Source organism: Chryseobacterium sp. SORGH_AS_0447, assembly GCF_030818695.1.
Classification (GTDB): Bacteria; Bacteroidota; Bacteroidia; order Flavobacteriales; family Weeksellaceae; genus Chryseobacterium.
In genome coordinates this window covers 3,399,516-3,417,966 of sequence record NZ_JAUTAR010000001.1, presented here as the reverse complement: position 1 = coordinate 3,417,966, position 18,451 = coordinate 3,399,516, and the positions used below count along the sequence as shown (strand labels likewise).

15 protein-coding genes are annotated in these 18,451 nt (G+C 41.3%); 9 read left to right on the top strand and 6 right to left on the bottom strand.

Annotated features, from left to right (window positions below):
* The first annotated feature begins 560 nt into the window (after positions 1 to 560).
* The 3 genes from priA to QE422_RS15595 all read left to right on the top strand — a co-directional run bounded on the left by priA (position 561) and on the right by QE422_RS15595 (position 6,649).
* The gene (gene priA / locus QE422_RS15605; protein ID WP_307460346.1) at positions 561 to 3,008 is read left to right on the top strand and encodes a primosomal protein N'; all 2,448 of its coding nucleotides are present in this window, start codon (positions 561 to 563) and stop codon (positions 3,006 to 3,008) included.
* Between the two features lie 161 nt (positions 3,009 to 3,169).
* The gene (gene dacB / locus QE422_RS15600; protein WP_307460344.1) at positions 3,170 to 4,642 is read left to right on the top strand and encodes a D-alanyl-D-alanine carboxypeptidase/D-alanyl-D-alanine-endopeptidase; all 1,473 of its coding nucleotides are present in this window, start codon (positions 3,170 to 3,172) and stop codon (positions 4,640 to 4,642) included.
* 84 nt (positions 4,643 to 4,726) lie between these two features.
* Complete coding sequence (locus QE422_RS15595) at positions 4,727 to 6,649, top strand: M1 family aminopeptidase (protein ID WP_307460343.1); 1,923 nt, start codon at positions 4,727 to 4,729, stop codon at positions 6,647 to 6,649.
* Between the two features lie 160 nt (positions 6,650 to 6,809).
* On the opposite strand, the gene QE422_RS15590 is transcribed toward QE422_RS15595, so the two are convergent.
* Positions 6,810 to 7,688, bottom strand: coding sequence for a cupin-like domain-containing protein (locus tag QE422_RS15590; RefSeq protein WP_307460340.1), 879 nt, complete (start codon positions 7,686 to 7,688; stop codon positions 6,810 to 6,812).
* Between the two features lie 157 nt (positions 7,689 to 7,845).
* Between QE422_RS15590 and kbl the strand changes: the two genes are divergently transcribed.
* The 6 genes from kbl (at position 7,846) to gldG (ending at position 13,535) form a co-directional block, all read left to right on the top strand.
* A complete protein-coding gene (kbl, locus tag QE422_RS15585) occupies positions 7,846 to 9,042 on the top strand; it encodes a glycine C-acetyltransferase (protein ID WP_307460337.1) in 1,197 nt (398 codons plus the stop codon).
* Positions 9,043 to 9,109: 67 nt separating this feature from the next.
* Positions 9,110 to 9,496 carry a hypothetical protein gene (locus QE422_RS15580; RefSeq protein WP_307460334.1) on the top strand — a complete coding sequence of 129 codons (387 nt, stop codon included), beginning with the start codon at positions 9,110 to 9,112 and terminating at the stop codon, positions 9,494 to 9,496.
* Positions 9,497 to 9,637: 141 nt separating this feature from the next.
* On the top strand, positions 9,638 to 10,351 hold the full coding sequence (locus QE422_RS15575) for a hypothetical protein (protein ID WP_307460328.1): 714 nt from the start codon (positions 9,638 to 9,640) through the stop codon (positions 10,349 to 10,351).
* Between the two features lie 117 nt (positions 10,352 to 10,468).
* A complete protein-coding gene (locus tag QE422_RS15570; protein ID WP_307460325.1) occupies positions 10,469 to 11,017 on the top strand; it encodes a CopD family protein in 549 nt (182 codons plus the stop codon).
* Positions 11,018 to 11,131: 114 nt separating this feature from the next.
* A complete protein-coding gene (locus tag QE422_RS15565; RefSeq protein ID WP_307460322.1) occupies positions 11,132 to 11,860 on the top strand; it encodes an ABC transporter permease in 729 nt (242 codons plus the stop codon).
* 4 nt (positions 11,861 to 11,864) lie between these two features.
* Positions 11,865 to 13,535: a gliding motility-associated ABC transporter substrate-binding protein GldG gene (gene gldG / locus QE422_RS15560; RefSeq protein WP_307460319.1), complete on the top strand. Its 1,671-nt coding sequence runs from the start codon at positions 11,865 to 11,867 to the stop codon at positions 13,533 to 13,535.
* Between the two features lie 137 nt (positions 13,536 to 13,672).
* Here gldG and QE422_RS15555 read toward each other — a convergent pair whose 3' ends face one another.
* From QE422_RS15555 to QE422_RS15535, 5 genes are all read right to left on the bottom strand, one after another.
* Entirely contained in the window at positions 13,673 to 13,900 is a 228-nt protein-coding gene (locus tag QE422_RS15555; protein WP_307460317.1) for a hypothetical protein, read from the bottom strand.
* 58 nt (positions 13,901 to 13,958) lie between these two features.
* Positions 13,959 to 14,873 (bottom strand): AraC family transcriptional regulator, encoded by a 915-nt coding sequence (locus tag QE422_RS15550; protein ID WP_307460315.1) that lies wholly within the window; start codon positions 14,871 to 14,873, stop codon positions 13,959 to 13,961.
* A 153-nt stretch (positions 14,874 to 15,026) separates the two neighbouring features.
* Positions 15,027 to 15,554, bottom strand: coding sequence for a hypothetical protein (locus tag QE422_RS15545; protein WP_307460313.1), 528 nt, complete (start codon positions 15,552 to 15,554; stop codon positions 15,027 to 15,029).
* 28 nt (positions 15,555 to 15,582) lie between these two features.
* The gene (locus tag QE422_RS15540; protein ID WP_307460311.1) at positions 15,583 to 16,734 is read right to left on the bottom strand and encodes a zinc-dependent alcohol dehydrogenase; all 1,152 of its coding nucleotides are present in this window, start codon (positions 16,732 to 16,734) and stop codon (positions 15,583 to 15,585) included.
* 316 nt (positions 16,735 to 17,050) lie between these two features.
* Complete coding sequence (locus QE422_RS15535; protein ID WP_307460309.1) at positions 17,051 to 18,019, bottom strand: NAD(P)H-quinone oxidoreductase; 969 nt, start codon at positions 18,017 to 18,019, stop codon at positions 17,051 to 17,053.
* Positions 18,020 to 18,451: the final 432 nt, after the last annotated feature.

Below are 18,451 nucleotides of genomic sequence, written 5' to 3'. Positions count from 1 at the left end.
TTGTCAAAGTTTTTGTCAAAGTTCAAAATCTTTGAAAAAGTTTTAAAGCTTATATTATAAAACCGGCTTTATTTCAGGTCTTATTTTTTAGGAGCTAATCCGGCTATCCACTCTTACTCCTCGCGCCGACCTTATCCCAAGCCTCCCTCACCAAACCCTTACACACTCCAACCCCGCTGTGGGGTAACCGTTCCTATCCGGGCTAGGGCAGTCTGCTTCTGTATTAAATTTCGTAAAAAGATGAATAAGGGTCTGAAAGTGAAGTAAGGTTTGATAGGCTGGAAGAAGGAAGCTGGATGCTGGAAGTTTGTAATCAGTGAGATATTAAAAAGTGTTGATTATCATATAATTAATCATAAAAGTCTAACTTATACTCATTTCTTAGTTAAAAGTTTATGCTAAGCTTGCCGAAATACCTTTGCACCCTAAATAGGAACATTGATATCCAATAAACCCTTTGCCGCTTTTACGGTTAAAATAATCAAATCGCCTCCATTTACCTTCCTTAAAAATTGCACTTCTCTCCGGAAAATTTTAATTTTACACTTTAAATATTTCCCTTGAATTACGCCCAGATAGTTTTGCCGTTGAATGTAAAAGGATCTTTTACCTACAAAGTTCCCCAAGAAATGCAGTCTGAAATCCAGGTCGGAATGCGGGCATTGGTATCCTTCCGGGGCAAGAAGATCTATACCGGAATCGTATTTGAGCTTCACGACGAGGTGCCGGAAACTTTTCTGCCGAAGGAGGTCATCAGCCTGCTGGATGATCAGCCGATTGTTCCCAGGGAGCAGATCCAATTCTGGAACTGGCTTTCCGACTATTACCTTTGCGGGTTGGGCGAAATCTACCGTTTTGCCTTCCCATCTTCTTTGAAGCTCGAAAGCGAAACTTACCTGAAGCTGAAACCGAATACGACCGTTGATTTTGAAAACCTCGACGTCAACGAAATGTATCTGATCCAGGCACTGGAAGTCCGCCAGCTTATCAACCTTACCGATATTGAAGCGTTTATTCCGAAGAAGGATATTATTAAAACTGTCAATTCGTTAATCGACCTTCAGTATATCGAAATTGATGAGAAAATTGCGGAAAAATACAAAGCGAAAGAAGTTGCTTACGTAAAGATCAAAGATGAGGTTTTACAGAACCAAAATTTAACCGAAATTCTTTTAAAACTTAATAAAGCCAGAAAGCAGAAAGACCTTTTCCTTCACATTCTGGAGAAGCAGACCGAAAATCCGGACCTTCACCTGAAAAAATCGGATCTCTTTGAGGACGGCTATTTCGGCAGTTCGCATTTTAAATCCCTGGCCGATAAAAATCTGGTGGAGGAATATTATATGCAGAAAGACCGTCTGGAAAGTTATGAAGGTGAGATCGAGGAACTCGAAGAGCTTTCCGAAGCCCAGAAAACGGCAAGAGCGGAAATCGATGAAGCTTTTGAGGAAGGGAAAAATGTTTTGCTTCATGGCGTTACCTCATCCGGAAAAACCCATCTTTATTTAGAAAAAATCGAAGAATGCATCAACAGCGGCAAAAATGTCCTGTTCCTGCTTCCTGAAATATCACTGACCAAGCAGATTACCCAAAGGCTGGAAAAAAAGTACGGCCGGCAACTTGGATTTTACCACCAGAAGCTTACCGATTTCGAACGGGTGGAAGTGTGGCGGAGAATCCGGCAGAATGACATTAAGATCCTCATCGGAACCCGAAATTCCCTGTTTCTGCCTTTTAAGAATTTGGGGCTGATCGTGGTGGATGAAGAACATGATTCCGCTTACAGGCCGAGAGAAGCATCACCGTATTTCAATGCGAAGGATGCTGCCCTGGTGCTCGGGAATTGTTACAAAGCCCATGTTATTTTGGGCTCGGCGACGCCTTCTGTAGAAAGTTATTATAATGCCCGCAAGGACAAGATGAAATACATTTTCTTGGAAGAACGCTTCGGTAACGTAAGCCTTCCGGAATATGAGATCATCAACTTCAAAGAAGCCCAGGATTCCAAAAAGGTATCCGGGAATTTCTCTTTGTACCTGATCGATGAGATGAAAAAAGTGCTGGAAGAGCAAAATCAGGTTATTGTCCTTCACAACCGCCGGGGTTATGCCAATGTGGTGGAATGCGAGACCTGCGGATATGTAAACTATTGTTCCAACTGCGATGTAGTAATGACCTATCACAAGGCGGCTAATGAAATGAAATGCCACTACTGCGGCCAGCGGGCTTCCAAGCCGAAAACCTGCCCGAAATGCCATTCCGAAAACCTCAATGAAAGGGGAGTAGGCGTGGAGCAGATCCATGAAGAGGTCTCCAGCCTGTTTCCGGATAACGAGGTAGACCGGATGGATGTGGATTCGATGCGAAAGAAATTTGCCTACGAAAAGCTGTACGAAAAAATCGAAGACCGGGAAACGGATATTGTGGTTGGAACCCAGATGATTTCCAAAGGACTGGATTTTGATCATATCGAATTAGTAGCCATTCCAAAAGCGGATTCTTTGCTGTACGTTCAGGATTTCCGGGCAGAGGAAAGGGCTTACCAGCTCATCACCCAGGTTTCCGGAAGAGCGGGAAGGGTTTCCGGGAAAGGGAAAATCCTGATCCAGACTTTTAATCCTGAGCATTCTGTCTTTCAGTTAATCAAAATGCACAATCCGGCAAGGATCTACAAATACATCCTTACGGAACGGCAAAAGTTCCATTATCCGCCTTTCACGAAACTGATTATGATCGAGCTGAAGCACCGGCGGGAAGATAAGGCCAATCGCGCTTCCCAGTTTTTAGGTTCCGTTCTCAGAAAATATCTGCCGGAAGACTGTATTTTAGGTCCGGAAAAAGCGCAGATCGCAAGGCTGAATAACCTGTACCAGTTTCAGATCATGCTCAAGCTTCCCCGTGGGAAAAAGTATGAAGAATACAAAAAACTGGTGCTGGCCAGTATTAAGGAATTTGAGGAAATCCCTGCTTATCAAAGTATTAAAAAAGACATTTTTGTGGATTTTTAACACTTTTTAACAAAATTTATAGAGTTTTTATAATAGTCTACTGATCTGCCATACAACAATATTTTCTACATTTGGCCGTTGATTATATGTTTGGCGTTTAACTTCCGATTTAACCCATTGGCTGTTATCTCATCCAAAATATAGCAAAAACGAAAGAATAGATGGTAAATTTCAGAAAATATATTTCAAGTGTCGCGGTGTTGGCCTCAGGTTTTTTCCTGGCACAGTCTACCGTTTCTACCGTTCTGTATTCTCAGGCTTACGACAATCAGAAGAGCAGTTTAAACTTACCTTCTCCCATCACTTCCATGGTGGAGAAAACTATTTTGTCGCCTAAAGAACTCGTAGACATTAATGTAAACACGATGATGGCCGATCCGGTGCTGAAAAATGCAACATGGGGATTTGTCGTGTACGACCCGAAAACGAAGAAGGTTATTTCTTCGTATAATGAAAATACCCCATTGGTTCCGGCTTCCACGACCAAGCTGCTTACAACGGAAACAGCGATGAGCATGCTGGGTGAAAACTACCGCTGGAACACCCAACTGGAATACTCCGGAAACGTAGACGAAAACGGGGTACTGAACGGAAACCTGTATATCGTAGGCAGCGGCGACCCTTCCCTGGGAACCAACAAAGGCGGAGCATGGGCTTACCGGGATATCGTAACGGATTTCAAAGAAGGGCTTTCCCGCGAAGGAATCAAAAAAGTAAATGGTGATATTATTATCCAGACAGCGCTTTTCAAAGGCAATATTTCAAGGCTTCCGGAAAATGTTGTTTGGTTGGAAAATAACAATTACTATTTACCGGCAGGAACCACGCGTGAAATTAACCCTGCGAATGAAAAACTGATCGTAAAAAAATCAGCCGGCCTTACCGCAGAGAAAAAATTCTTTTATGTTTCTCCATACAACAACCAGATGGTGTATGCCGATAAATATGAAGGGGACGGAATTTTAACGACAAAATTACCGGATGCGCCTGCTTACCTGGCCAATACTTTCAGAACTACTCTGGTAAAAAGCGGTATTCCCGTAACCGGAAAAGTGATTCCTAAAATGACGGATGCCAATCCTGAAGGCAGAAAAATGGTTTCGCTATACAAATCTCCTACGTTAGCCGATATTATTTATTATACCAATCAGCACAGTGACAACGGATTGGCCGAAGCCCTGTTAAAAACAGTAGGTTTTCAGAGTTTAGGGGATCAAACCACTGAATCCGGCAGAAAAGTAGTGACGGAGCATCTGAAAAACCACGGGTTCGATATGATGGGCCTTAATTACATTGACGGAAGCGGACTTTCCAGAAGCAACAACGTTACGCCGATTGCACAGGCTAAATTCCTTACCTCTTTAATGGATGAAAAGTTTTATAAAACGTATCTGAATTCATTACCGATTGGAGGACAATCCGGAACACTGAAAAGAATGTTTAACGGCTTAGGGAACGGACAGGTTTTCGCCAAAACAGGAACCCTGAATAAAGTAAAAACCTTGGCAGGATATATGAAGACCAATACTGGGAAAACACTTGTTTTCTCCCTGATGGTGAACAATTACACGGGATCGGTAGACATGGTGAAAAAAAGAATGGAAAAAATTCTGGAACCTGCGCTGGATTTATAGAAAAATTAAAATTTAATTAATATAAGAGCCTTTTAATCAATGATTGAAAGGTTTTTTTATATCTTTGATACAATTAATTTAAGAATGAGAAAAATTTACTTTTTGATGCTGAGCGTCTTTGTTTTCCAGCAGTTTAGCGCTCAGAATGAAAATATTGAACGAAAAGCAATGATGGCGAAAGAAATGAAGTCTTTTGCACAAAAAATGGCGGTAGGAAATACCAATCCGAATACATTAAATTATGACCTGCAGTATCAAAGACTTGATCTGGCTATAAATCCCGCAGTCTACAATGTCTCAGGTTCGGTGACCTCTCATTTCAAGCCGAATCAGAGCATGAGCAATATCTATTTTGATCTGGATAACCAGATGACGGTTTCCCAGGTTCAGTATCATGGGAACACGCTGGCGTTTCAGCAGCTTTCCACGAAAGAAGTAAAAATCAATTTTCAGTCGGCGCTGCCTGCCAATGTACTGGATTCTCTTACGATAACCTATTCGGGTGCTCCAACTACGGCAAATAATGCATTCTTCAACGGAACGCAGGGCGGGACGGCCGTACTTTCCACTTTAAGCGAACCTTACGGAGCACAGGACTGGTTCCCGACCAAGCAGAGCCTCAATGATAAAATCGAAAGGGTGGACGTGAAAATTACCACGCCTTCCCAATACAGCGTGGCTTCAAACGGAAAGCTGATGGCTGAAACGACCTTAGGAAACGGGCAGAAACTTACCTTTTGGCGTACCCAGTATCCTACGGCAGCTTATCTGATCGCATTTTCGGTAACCAACTTTGTAAAATTAACGGACACAATGGGGAATCCTCCTTTTCCGTTTATCAATTATATCTTCCCTTCCACTTCCACGAATACGACCAATATGAGTAACATCGACTGGACCAAAACCGTGATGAATACTTTTGAAACGTATTTCGGACCTTATCCTTTCAGAAATGAAAAATATGGGCACATGGAATTCCAAGCCGGGGGCGGAATGGAGCATCAGACCATGTCATCCATGGGAGGATGGAGCAGAGGGCTGATTGCTCATGAGCTGGCCCACCAATGGTTTGGGGATAAAGTTACCTGCGGAGCATGGAACGACATCTGGCTGAATGAAGGTTTCGCCACGTATGGTGAACATCTGGCCAATGAAAAACTGCTGATGTCGAATACAGACTTTTTAAATTACCTTTTAGGTCAGAAAAATTACATCACTAGTGCCACAGGAGGAAGTGTATATGTGGCAGATGCCAATTTAACGAGCGTTGGGACAATCTTCAACGGAAGGCTGTCTTATTCTAAGGGAGGCTATGTTCTGAGAATGATCAAATGGATCTTAGGAGATACAGCATTCTATCAGGCACTTAAGGATTATCACGCGAGACCGGCATTGGCATATAACTACGTAAAGACCCAGGATTTAAATGCTTCATTATTAACCTCTACCGGAAAAGATTTTACCGAATTTTTCAACGACTGGATCTACGGTCAGGGATACCCGACGTATGATATCCGCTGGAAGCAGGTTGGGAGCACGGTTACTTTCAGAGCTGCCCAAACCCAAAGCCACCCTTCAATAAGCTTCTTCGAAATGCCTTTACCGATTAAAGTAAACGGTACCGGAGGGCAGGTAGCCTATTTTGCCCTAAACAATACTTTTAACAATCAGTATTTTACGCAGACCGTAAATTTCCCAGTATCCAGTGTTGAGTTCAACTATGAATACCAGATATTGGAAAAAAACTCTACGGTAGCTCAGGACAATACTCTGTCAATTTCGGATGCGGGTAAAGATCAGTTTGCCCTATATCCTAATCCTGCCAGAAATGAACTGAATCTGAAAGGTATTAATCAGCCGACGGATTTCACCATCTACTTCATCGACGGGAAGCTGATGAGAAAAGGAACTTATCAGCCTGAAAAATCAATCAATATTTCAGAACTTGTTCCAGGAACTTATATCCTGAAGATCAATGATAAGAATGTTAAGTTTTTAAAGAAATAATTGGATCTGCTATAAAAATCAAAACCTTCAGAATTTCTGAAGGTTTTTGTTTTTAGTACCAGTTGAATGAAATCGGATAATAGGCGTGCAGAGATCGTTCTGCAGAAATAATTAAATAAAATAGTTCCATGCTGTAATATGTTAAAGTGAATAAAAAAGATTAAATCAGAAAATTCCGCTGTCGTTTAATGGCCCGGTTTGCTTTTCTCTTGGCCTTTCTTACTTTAAAATCAAACCATCTTTCTTTGAAAAGATTCCGCATGATATTGTCAAAGTGCCTGATCAATACTAAATTTTTGAATCCCCGCCATTTTTCCAGAAGACTGGAAGGCAATGCCCTGATGGAAACCGAATATCCCTCCGTTTCATATTGGATGTAGTGCCACCATCCGGAAGGAATGTACAGGGTTTCACCGGGCCTGATGACGGCTTCATAGCCGCTTACATATCTTAATCCGGGAAATTCTTTAAAATCAGGCTCTTTAATATTGGTGATGGAGTGGAAATTGTAAGGAAGCTTATACATCAGATCCGACTGTTCCCAGGGAAAAAGCCAGATTCTTTTAATTCCCTGAAATTGCGTGATGAATACATGGGACATATCAATATCCACATGGTTTCGGGTAATTGAACCTTCACCGCCGAAAAACATAAAGGGAAGCCATTTTATAATTTTTCCTTTCGTAACGTCATTGTAATGGATGTCATTTTTAAGTTCAGGCTTAATGCTTAATAAGTTAAAGAGAAAAAGGCGGTGCTCGGTAGGAGCGGATGTAATCAGATCAAGGTATTCTGCAAAAGTACTTTGCCCGATCGGTTTGCTGGCGACCCTGTCCAAAGATTCGATTTCGCTGCCGTAAATATTTACTTTTTGTTCTCCGGCGATTTCTTTGAAATAGTCGTAATTCCATTTTTTAAAAGCCGGGCTTTCAGGAGCAACGAAGTCTTGCAGAATAACCGGTTTTGCAGGTTTCAGATAGGTTTTGAGGAAATCTTCGGACGATATATTTCTAATTCTTTGTACTGGTGATAATCTCATTTCCTGATTTTAAAGACAAATATAATAATTAGTCTACTAAAATTATAGACTAATTTGAAATATTATGATTTTTAAACAAACATTTAGAATAAAAAACAGAAAAGCCTGTACTTTACTGCCTTTTTATTAAATTAGCACATCATAAAAATTACTAGAAATGATCTCTGAAAAGTATCTTGAAAATTTACGGAACGAACTACAGAATATTGAGAATGACGGACTTTACAAAAAAGAACGGATCATCACTTCCCAGCAGAGTGCGGAAATCGAAGCCAACGGAAAGAAGCTTTTAAACTTCTGTGCCAACAATTATCTGGGATTATCCAATAACCCGGACGTAATGAAAGCTTCCCAGGATATGATCGAATCCCACGGTTACGGAATGTCTTCGGTACGTTTCATCTGCGGAACTCAGGATATCCACAAGCAGCTGGAGCAGAAGATTGCCGATTTCCTAGGTCTTGAAGATACGATTTTGTATGCCGCCTGCTTCGATGCAAACGGCGGGGTTTTCGAACCTCTGTTTACGGACGAAGATGCAATTATTTCTGATGAGTTGAATCACGCTTCGATCATCGATGGGGTTCGTCTTTGTAAAGCGGCAAGATACCGCTATAAAAACAACAATATGGAAGATTTGGAAGCACAGTTAATAGCTGCTTCCGAAAAAAATCACCGTTTTAAAATCATCGTAACGGATGGGGTTTTCTCCATGGACGGAATTGTAGCCGACCTGAAAGGGGTTTGTGACCTGGCCGATAAATATGATGCTTTGGTGATGGTGGATGATTCCCATGCTACCGGTTTTATCGGGAAAACAGGCCGCGGAACCCATGAAGCCAATGAGGTGATGGGCAGGGTAGATATTATTACTTCAACATTAGGAAAAGCGTTAGGAGGTGCCTTGGGCGGATTTACTTCCGGTAAAAAGGAGATCATCGATATGCTGAGACAGCGTTCCAGACCTTATCTGTTTTCCAATTCCTTAGCTCCCGGGATCGTAGGAGCAGCGCTGAAAGTATTGGATATGATTTCCGAAGATACTTCGCTTCGCGATAAGGTAATGGAAAACGCGGAATATTTCAGGACAGAGATGAAAGCCAAAGGATTTGATATTCCGGATGGTGATGCAGCTATTGTTCCGGTGATGCTTTACGATGCACCTTTAGCACAGAAAATGGCAGAAAAACTGATGGATGAAGGGATTTACGTAATCGGATTCTTCTATCCGGTCGTACCAAAAGGAAAAGCAAGAATCCGTGTTCAGCTATCTGCAGCACACACAAGAGAACATCTGGATAAAGCCATTGCTGCTTTTGAGAAAGTAGGAAAAGAGCTGAATGTGATTTCTTAGAATAAAAAATGCTGCGTTTGCAGAATAAAAGCAGGATTTCCTATATTCGTGGAAATCCTGCTTTTTTATGAATAAATTTTCTATTTATATTTTCATGCTATTGTCTTTTGTTTCCTGCAAAGCAAAACTTAACCAGTATAGTAAAGATGAGCATCAGGTGAACAAACGGAATGGAAAAAGGGTAGAAGAATATTCCGCAGATGAAGGGACGCTGGTGGCTACAGGAAAATATCAGGCAGGAGAGAAAAAAGGAACCTGGAAAACTTCTTTTAATGGCAGAAAATACCAGAAAGACGTTATCAGAAAAGAGGTAACGAAAACCAAAAAATATTTTCCCAATGGAAATATAATGGAAAAAGGGCAGTCCAGGTTGGAGATCTCAGATCATGAAAGGCCTGGTATTATTTCGGCCCATGGAAATATTACGATGAAAAAGGAAAGCTGCTTTATATAAAAAATTACCGGCTCGGACAGAAGAGCGACAGTATCTCAATGGTAAAGCAATAGGGAACCTCAGAATATTTTTCTTACTCATTACGAAATGTTTTTGTGGTAGGCAGAAAATTTATATTTTTGAGCCGTCCTAAATAAAACCATGAGAAAAAAATTACTCCTTTGCATTCCGTTTATTCTGGGAACCGCTGTTTCCGCACAGGAATTGCCGCCACCACAACAAAAACCACAAGAGCTTCAGCAGTCGACAGAATCCCAGCAGTACAAACAGGGAAATTATCATTCAATACTTACCGTCAGCGGATTTGCACCCTTGCGCGACCAACGGTGGAACGTCGGATACATGCACCAACTGAATACAAGATGGTGGATCGGAACAGAGATTGCTTACGGACAGAAAGGAATGACTCCATACAATCTCGGATTTGAAGGGGATTTTAAGATATTTGAAGTAAAACCGGAGCTTTATTACAGCCTGAATCCAAACTCCCGGCTGAAGCATTTTATTTCAGCAGAACTTTCTTACCTGAATCATAGATCGGAGAGGACGGACGCGGGATATTATGACCGCAGCGGACAATATTACGATTTCACTTCTGCTGATTTTAAAAGAATACGGAAAGGGCTGAGCATTAACTACAGCATTCTGCTTCACCGGGAATCCTCATGGTTTGGCTTCATGCCTAAAATAGGAATTGGCATTGCTCACCGCAGCATTACGTACCGTAACGTCGAAGGCCGGGATCCAAGCAATGAACCTTTGGATGTTTTCCCGTTTTTCACACAATTCGACCGTGAACAGAGTGGAATGCGTTTTATGGTAAATGTAGATATGAAATTTATTTTTAAATTTTAAATGGCAGAAAAACATTCTTTTTTAATTTATCAGAAGGCTTCTTTATTATCCGTCATTTTTTCATATTAAACGTTCTTTTTTTGTGAAATAACTTATCTTTGCAAACAAATTTTTAAGATGCTTTATACCATCATCAAAGCGCTTCACATTATCTTTATGGTAAGTTATTTTGCAGGGATTTTTTACCTGGTAAGAATATTCGTGTACTATAAAGATACCGATGAATTTGCGGAAGATAAAAAACGGATCCTGAGAGAACAGTACACCTTCATGGCCCGAAGACTGTGGAACATCATTACAGTTCCGGCAGGAGTTATTATGGCTGTATGCGGGCTCGTTATGATTTTTCTGAATACCGGACTGATGAAAACGCCCTGGTTTCATCTGAAGCTGACCTTTCTTGTCGGATTGGCGGTTTACCATTACTGGTGCTGGAAAAAAGTGCTGAAATTAAAAGAATTAAATGGCCAAACTCTTGAAACGGCCAATATCAAACTTCGGCAGGCCAACGAAATCGCAACATTTATTTTATTTTTGGTCGTTTTTACCGTAATCTTAAAATCGCAGGTTATCGAATACTGGTGGCAATTAATTGCCGGATTTTTCGTTCTGGTATTTTTGATTATGATGACCGTAAAGCTGGTAAATAAGAACAAGAAAAAATAAATAACCGGTTGACCGTTGCCATTTATGATTAAATTAAAAAAACTAAAACAATCAACCATCAACTAACAACCATTAAATGACAACCATTAACAATCAACATCTGACAATAAAACTATGATTGCAATTTTAAAAAAAGAACTTTGGAGCTACTTCGGGAACTGGAGCGCGTGGGTGATTATCGCCGCTTTCAGCCTGATCGCGACACTGTTTCTGTTTTTTTTCGAAAACGACTCCAATATTTTTGAGATCGGGATGGCATCCTTACAGAGTTATTTCGTTTTGGTTCCCTGGCTGCTGATGTTCATCATTCCAGCGCTTTCCATGAAAACCTTTGCGGAAGAACAGCAGACCGGAACCCTGAACTGGCTTTTTTCCCAACCGCTAAAAGTTTCGGATCTCGTGTTCGGAAAGTTCCTTTCGGTATGGATCGTTGGGATTCTTTGTCTGATTCCATCACTGATCTACCTGTATACCGTGTATGTTCTGGGGGTTCCGGAAGGAAACATCGATCTTGGAATGACGTTCGGAAGCTACGTAGGATTAATTATTCTCATTGCTGCTTTTTCCGGAGTGGGAATTCTGGCGTCTTCGCTTTCCCAAAACCAGATCATGGCTTATCTGCTTGGGGTTTTCATGTGCTTTATCCTGTATTTCGGAATTGAACAGCTGGCCAGTTACAAATTATTAGGAGGGGCAGATTTCATTTTGCAGAACATAGGTTTTTATCAGCATTTCTTAGGATTTACCAGAGGGCTTATCGATTTTAAAGATGTTGCCTATTTCGTTTTCATCATTGGGGTTGCTTTAGTATTGTCCAATCATTTTATCAATAAAAAAAAGTAGAATTATGAAGAAGATATCATTTAAGTCTCCGTTAGGAATTTTACTTTTTGTTGTCCTGCCTCTGGCCATTATTCTTGCAGTTTCAGGCATCAGGCTGGATTTAACCAAAGAAAAAAGATATACGCTTTCCGATAATACTATTAAGATGCTGGAATCGGTAAACAAGCCATTGGTGGTAGATGTTTACCTGGAAGGGGATTTCCCGGCAAGCTTCAAGCAGCTGCAGGGCGAAACGAAGTTTATGCTGGAAGAATTCAGGAAAATAAATCCGAAGATCGATTTTAAATTCATTGATCCTATCAAAACCAAGATGTCGAAAGATACCCTGATGGCAATGGGCATGCAGCCTTCCATGCTTCCGGATATCAAGGATGGAAAGGTTTCCCAGATCATGCTTTTCCCATATGCGGTGGTAAAATATGATAAAAAAGGGGTTTCCATTCCATTGGTGGTTCAGCAGACAGGAATTGATGCCGATCAGCAGCTGACGAAATCCATTGAAAATTTGGAATACAACCTCGTTTCCAATATTAAAAACATTGCCGCCAACAAAAGAAAGAAAATCGGGATTCTCGTGAACCAGGACGAACTGAATCCGATGGAATTCCAGGGCTTTATGCAGCTGGCTACCGAAAGTTACGATGCCGGCCCGATTATTCCTAAAAACCAGACCGAGCTTACACTGGCAGACATTCCTACCTTAAAGCAAATGAATGCCCTGGTCATTGCAAAACCGAGAAAAGCTTTTACCGATGGTGAAAAGGTAATCCTTGATCAATACATTATGAATGGCGGAAAAACCCTTTGGATGATCGATGCTGTGAATGCCGAGATGGATACGCTGATGAGATCCCAGAAAGTAATGCCTTTCCCGGTAGACATCAACATGACCGATTTTTTCTTCAATTACGGAGTAAGAATCAATCCGGCTCTGGTAAAGGATGTAAAGAAATTTGCTTTGTTGAGGCTGGTTACCGGAGAAGTAAGCGGAAATCCGCAGTACACAAGCCTTCCGTGGCCGTATTTCCCATTGGGAATCGCAGAAAAAGATAATCCAATCACCAAAAACATTAACCCGGTAAAGTTTGAATTTCCAACTTCCATCGATACCTTGGGCGGAAGAAAGAATATTAAAACCCGCGTCCTTTTTGAATCCAGCGAACGTACCTTGCTGAAACAGGTTCCGAATTATGTAGACCTGAAAGAAATTTCAAGCGTCGACAGTCTTGGGCAGATGGAGAAACCAAGCACTCCAAAAATCTATGCGGTGTCTCTGGAAGGAAAGTTCAACTCGGCCTATGCTTCGAGAATCGAAAGAAAATCATATCCGGGTTTCAAAAGCACAAGCCCTGAAAACAAAATGATCATCATCGCCGACGGAGACGTAGGCCGAAATAAAGTCCTGAAAGGCGAACCGCTTCCGTTGGGCGTCGATCTGCTGACCAACGAACAGTTCGGAAACGAGCAGTTCCTGCGAAATGCCTTAGACTATCTTCTGGACGACAGCAACCTGATGGAACTGAGAAACCGAAACATCGAAGAAAGGCTCCTGGACCGCCAGAGAATCACCGAAGAGAAAACCAACTGGCAATGGTTTAACCTGCTGCTGCCGTTAGTCATCATCGGAATCCTGGGAGGGTTGTTCTTCTGGTTGAGGAAGAGAAAGTTTGAATAAATGATATAAAATAAAAAGAGAAGCCAAAAAGCTTCTCTTTTTATTTTATATTCCGTTTCTCATCGATTATTTTCATCGGATTTTGTCTACGAAAATGATTTTTAAATTTTCAATAGCGAATTCAGTCCAGACTAATTTCATATTCTACCAATTAAAAGATTGACTTTCCAAATCTTCCTGGGTTTTAAATCTTCCGCAGATTGTTCAATGCGGGTTATTAAAGTCTCTACACAAAAAGGAGTCAAGTCGAAACGATCTTTTTCCAATTTTGATAAAATATAGTCTTTAATTTTATCGAAGAAATGCTCATCCTGTAACTGAGCAAGATAAGTGATTAAGTTTAATTTTCGAGTTTGAAGATCCATAACTGATGTATTTAAATCAAAATTAAAATTAAATTTTAAATAATGTAAGCAGTTGTTTTCAATTAAACAACCGCCTAAATTCCCCCGGCGACTGCTTCACCTTCTGCTTGAACAACTTACTGAAAGACTGTGGATGCTCAAAACCCAGTTCATAAGCAATTTCGCTAACGGATAGAGTAGTGGTGCTCAGGCGTTCCTTGGCATAATCGATGAGCTTGTTCTGGATATGCTGCTGGGTATTTTGTTGGGTATGGATACGCAGCAGACTTCCGAGGTAATTGGGCGAAATATTCAGCTGGTCGGCGATGGTGGTTACGGAAGGAATCCCTTTTTCCAAAAGGTTTCCGCTTTCAAAATAACTGGAAAGGACTTCCTCAAACTTATCAAGCAGCTCGTGGCTTGATTTTTTCCGGGTCAGGAACTGGCGTTCATAAAAACGTTCGGAATAAATCAGGAACAGGTCCAGCTGAGCAATGATCAACTCTTGTGTAAATTTATCAATGTTGTTCTGGTATTCTTTTTCGATGTTTTTAAACAGGTCGACAATGATTTTCTCTTCTTTCTCCGACAGGAAAAGCGCTTCGTTGATCCGGTAGCTGAAAAATTCATAGGATTTCATCTTTTTGATCAGGGGAGATCCCCAGAGAAAATCGGGATGGATTAAAAGCAAATATCCGGTCGGTTCCACTTCAACATCGGGTTTCATTTCAATCCGCAGAAACTGGAGCGGAGAAACAAAACACAGCACGCCGGAATCGAAATCATACTGCTGCTGACCATAATTGAACCGTGCATTTACATTTCTCTTCAAGCCAATCGAATAATAGTCCTGGATCCACTTCATTTCATCATCATTTACAGGATACTGCACTTTGCTGTAATCGATCAGGCTGATCAACGGATGTTCCGGCTTAGGCAGACCACAGAAAGCATGAAAATCGGATATGGAATTAAAACGGAAAGTTTCTTTCATAAAAGCTAAGTTATTAAATTAAATAAATTCGATGTACGAAGTTGAAGAATTAAGAAAATGAAAACATAGCTTGTCGAATTTTTATTGTTTGAAGAACGTAAACAACTCTAAACATAATATAAAAAAGACCGGAATTTCTTCCGGCCCTAAGTATTAGTCCTCGTTGTCCTTTTTTGAAGATATTACGCTTATCGCAATAGCCGTTACTGCAGCGGCTGCAGCTATTTTCAACAGGAAGTTCTTTTTATTGTACTTCCATTCGGCTCCCCAGCCACGTTCGGCAAAGATATTGGGCAGATGACCGTTTTTTAAGTCATCAATAATTCCTTCCACTGCGCCTACGCGGTCTGCGAGTACCAGCGGCAACCATCGGCCATAGCTGGATTCACTGTAACGGAAGGCAAATTTTCTGATGGCTCCGTTTACACCTTCGGGCGGTGAGGCAGTCCCAAAAGCAGCGGTTAGATTAGGCCGCTCTACGGATTTTAGAATTTCAACCTTTTCAGGCTGCTGTTCCGGCCGTTCCCATGTATAACCTTTATGTTCCTCATTGGTCCGTTTCTTCATAGGGTAGACAGGATCATTTTCAGGATCTGCATCGATTCCCCAACCTTTTATCTGCGTATAATCTGCCTGTTCGCTTTTTTTAAAGTCGGACGGCTTTGTTTCATCTGTAAGCATGTTGTAATTTTTTTTAGTTAAAAACTTGTTATGCAGTTGGCGGAATAAGCACAGTTTTGATACAGCCGTCCAGCTTGCGTGAAAATATATGATAGGCATCGGCTACCTCTTCTAGCGGAACCCGGTGAGTGATGATCTGTTTCGGATCCAGAATGCCGTTTTTTACGTGCTCAATCAGCTTGGGTAAATGGCGTTTCACGGATGCCTGGTTGGCACGGATCGTAATTCCTTTATTCACTACATTTCCGATCGGTACCAAAGCGTCTGTAGGTCCGTAGACGCCTACAACAGAAACAATCCCGCCCTTCTTCACGGAATTGATGGCCCAGTGAAGCGCGGTGGTAGATCCACCCTGCAAAAGGAGCTTTGTCCCCAGAATCGTATTTGTGAGATTTCCTTTTGCCTCGCAGCCTACGGCATCAATGCAGACATCTGCTCCCAGAGAATCGGTTTGTGTTTTAATAAAGACCACCGGATCACCGATGCTGTTAAAATTATAAGCCTCACATTGTGCATACTTGGCGACAAAGTCGAGTCTGTATTCCAGCTCATCGATCACGATCACTCGTCCTGCGCCAAAAAGCCATGCCGACTTGGCTGCCATAATACCAATGGGTCCGGCGCCGAAAATCACTACCGTATCGCCTGTCTGAATGCCCGCCATTTCTGCGGCCTGATAGCCCGTTGGTACTACATCGGTAAGCAATACCGCATCGTCGGGATCCATCCACTCGGGAATTACGGTTGGACCAACATCTGCATAAGGCACCCGGGCATATTCTGCCTGTCCGCCCTGATAACCCCCGGCCGTGTGGGAGTATCCAAAAATACCTCCGACAGCAGTTGCCATTGGATTAGACTCATGGCAATTGCCGTAAAGTTCCTGTTTACAAAATGCACATTTTCCACAGGCAATATTAAAAGGCACCATGACCTTATCGCCTACTTTCAGTTTTTGTACAGAGGAACCGATTTCAACAACTTCCCCAATAAATTCATGGCCGAAAGTAGTACCGACACGGGTATCGGGAACAAGGCCATGATAAAGATGCAGATCCGAGCCGCAGATGCAGGATCTTAAAACCCGCACGATGGCGTCTTCCGGATGTTCTATCTGCGGTTCCGGCATATTGCGGTCTGCACGCACGCGAAAAGATCCGCGAAAATTCATTGCTAACATATATTTCTATTTTGTTGGTGATGAAATATATGCATCAAAAGCGAGACCGCCAGGGGTCTAATTTTAGTATATATTTTTTAAAAGGAGCTGATTTCTAATAATATATGTAGAGCTTGATATTGGTTTTCTCAGTTCACATCAACTCATGTGCTTTCAATTAAAGGTATTATTTTACAATTAACAAATGATTTCAACATCAATGAGTTGATTTTGTTTCTTAGATTAAAATAATAAATAATATTAGAAGTGTATTAACTATACGTACTTCCAGTATCCCTCTTCCAGCTTCTTATTTAGCATCTAATTCTGGTTTAGGTTATCTTACCAGAATGATTTTACCGGTATGCGTCCCGTTTTCCAGTAATCGGTGTGCTTCGGAAGCTTCTGAAAAAGAAAAAGTCCGAAATATCACAGGCTTGAATTGTTTCGATTCGATCAACGGCCAGACATACTTCTTAACTTCTTTTGCGAGTTGTTTTTTGAATTCGTATCCTCTGCTGCGGAGTGTGCTTCCGGTAATCGTTAAACGTTTTGTCATTACTTTCTTGATGTCGAGGCTGGTCTCGCTTCTATCTATTGCATTGATGTGAACAAGTCTTCCGTCAGGTTTTAAGATATTGATATTTTTGGCTAAATATTCGCCGCCAATCATATCCAGAATTACATCCACTCCTTCATTTTGCAGTTCCTCTTCAAAATTCTGAGTTTTATAATTGATGTATAAATCCGCTCCCAGATCGAGACAGGTTTTACCTTTTTCTTCGGAGCCGACGGTGACAATTACTTTCGAGCCTAAAGCATGAGCAATCTGAATTCCGGTAATGCCGATGCCGCTGTTTCCTCCGTGAAGCAGAAGTGTTTCTCCGGGCTGAAGATTTCCCCTCTGAAAAATATTCGACCAGACGGTAAATACGGTTTCAGGTAAACTTGCCGCTTCTGCAAAACCCAGCCCTTCAGGAACCGGAAGGCACTGACCTTCACGAACGCTGACAAATTCCGCATAACCGCCGCCTTCCAAAAGAGCGCAGACTTGATCACCGGTTTTAAAATCGGTTACATCCGGTCCGCATTGAACTACTGTTCCGGCGATTTCCAACCCTAAAATATCGTCAGGAACACCAGCAGGGGCCGGATAATTTCCTTCACGCTGAAAAACATCCAGACGGTTAAGTCCTGCTGCTTTTACTTCTATCAATACCTGATCTCCTGATATTTCGGGCGTTGGATATTCTTTTAATGCTAACACCTCCGGTCCCCCGGATTTTGTAATTACTATTGCTTCCATTTTTGTACGAAGTTTCATTTTAAACTTTTCCCAGGTCAGTTGGTAAATGACCGATTGGTCAAATTTTTCTGCCGGAAATTATTTCGGTTAAACTTCATAATTTGTGCCGATAACCGTAGAAAATATAAATAATTAACCTGAAGTCAGAGTAGCAATCGCATTAGCAGTCTGAAAGAAGGAAGCTGGATGCCGGAAGTTCTTACGAGCAAAAGTATCAGTCAAATCGTTTTTTACCGATCAGTAGAAATTCTATGTAAAAAATCCTGACTCACCACAACGAATCCAAATATTTTACTTTAATAAACGACTAGAATTAAATTAAATACAGCTGAAATCAAGTTATGTTAGAAGCTGTTTGAATTAATTTAAACAGAGTATTACTTTCTATATTCAAAAATAATTCAAACAGCTTTAACAGGTCCTAAATATTGA

Coding starts and splice junctions, on each gene's coding strand:
- QE422_RS15595 (WP_307460343.1), top strand. CDS start 4,727: ATGAGAAAAATTTACTTTTTGATGCTGAGCGTCTTTGTTTTCCAGCAG.
- QE422_RS15545 (WP_307460313.1), bottom strand. CDS start 15,554: ATGCTTACAGATGAAACAAAGCCGTCCGACTTTAAAAAAAGCGAACAG.
- kbl (WP_307460337.1), top strand. CDS start 7,846: ATGATCTCTGAAAAGTATCTTGAAAATTTACGGAACGAACTACAGAAT.
- QE422_RS15535 (WP_307460309.1), bottom strand. CDS start 18,019: ATGGAAGCAATAGTAATTACAAAATCCGGGGGACCGGAGGTGTTAGCA.
- QE422_RS15540 (WP_307460311.1), bottom strand. CDS start 16,734: ATGTTAGCAATGAATTTTCGCGGATCTTTTCGCGTGCGTGCAGACCGC.
- QE422_RS15565 (WP_307460322.1), top strand. CDS start 11,132: ATGATTGCAATTTTAAAAAAAGAACTTTGGAGCTACTTCGGGAACTGG.
- QE422_RS15580 (WP_307460334.1), top strand. CDS start 9,110: ATGAATAAATTTTCTATTTATATTTTCATGCTATTGTCTTTTGTTTCC.
- QE422_RS15550 (WP_307460315.1), bottom strand. CDS start 14,873: ATGAAAGAAACTTTCCGTTTTAATTCCATATCCGATTTTCATGCTTTC.
- dacB (WP_307460344.1), top strand. CDS start 3,170: ATGGTAAATTTCAGAAAATATATTTCAAGTGTCGCGGTGTTGGCCTCA.
- gldG (WP_307460319.1), top strand. CDS start 11,865: ATGAAGAAGATATCATTTAAGTCTCCGTTAGGAATTTTACTTTTTGTT.
- QE422_RS15590 (WP_307460340.1), bottom strand. CDS start 7,688: ATGAGATTATCACCAGTACAAAGAATTAGAAATATATCGTCCGAAGAT.
- QE422_RS15575 (WP_307460328.1), top strand. CDS start 9,638: ATGAGAAAAAAATTACTCCTTTGCATTCCGTTTATTCTGGGAACCGCT.
- QE422_RS15555 (WP_307460317.1), bottom strand. CDS start 13,900: ATGGATCTTCAAACTCGAAAATTAAACTTAATCACTTATCTTGCTCAG.
- QE422_RS15570 (WP_307460325.1), top strand. CDS start 10,469: ATGCTTTATACCATCATCAAAGCGCTTCACATTATCTTTATGGTAAGT.